1 protein-coding gene is annotated in these 848 nt (G+C 42.0%); it reads right to left on the bottom strand.

Features of this window, described 5'->3' with window-relative positions; genetic code table 11:
- Positions 1 to 613: RNA-guided endonuclease IscB (iscB, locus tag AC0QH1_RS19505; protein ID WP_324632951.1), on the bottom strand; the 613-nt coding region annotated here is incomplete at its 3' end.
- Positions 614 to 848: the final 235 nt, after the last annotated feature.

Below are 848 nucleotides of genomic sequence, written 5' to 3'. Positions count from 1 at the left end.
CTTCTTTGGTTCCGCAATAAACGCAAGTCCTGTTAAATTTCTCTAACAAATACTCGCGAACCTCGTAACCAAATAACTCGCCTCGTTGATACTCAGTTCCATTGATTTCTGGGTTAATCATTTTCTGAGTATCGAATCTAACTAGCTCCTGACTAATAGCAGTAATAGGGGCTAATCGACATAACTTTTTAACCCAAGATTCGATGTTAGATATCCTGGACATCAACGATGGAGGCAACCATCCATCGGGTCGCTTGCGGTTAAGAAATCGAGGTTTCCGATACCGAGTTTTACGATTACGTCTTGACCTTCTTAATGTCCGACGGTCGTTAAGTTTCTCCCGAATTTGAAAACCGCGATGTTCTAACTCAGCGCACCAAACGATATTGGTATCAGAGACTATTGCTAAACCTGTTGTCTTTGCACCAGGGTCAATCTTAATCCTTAATTCTTTTATTTCATCTTTCGATTCCTCTTTCAAAATAATTGTGAACGGAACCCTGCGAAATACTGCTGCTTTACCTTCAGTTAATAACTTTCTGGCAACAGCAGGATGTACTGGATTGCAGGGTTTTTTGTTAGTGTCCAGTACAAAAACTGAATTTTTATTCATTAAAAACTCCTATTACTAGGGTAATGTTCACCTTGCCAATGTTGCATTTCGGCACATCCAAATAGCACCGCTTTACCCCTCGTAAACTTTTAACTATTTGGTTTCAGAGCATGGGACTGGTGAAGCATCCCAAGGTGAGAACTTTGACTCTTAAATGCAACGGAGTGCGTGAGGCACTTAGGCGGGTCAGCTACCTAAATTAACGAGGCACGAAGCCCCGCTACTTCAGAGCGGG

It is taken from the genome of Phormidium sp. CCY1219, from assembly GCF_055795085.1.
The sequence above is the reverse complement of the archived record's forward strand: the minus strand, read 5'-3'. Positions and strand labels throughout refer to the sequence as shown.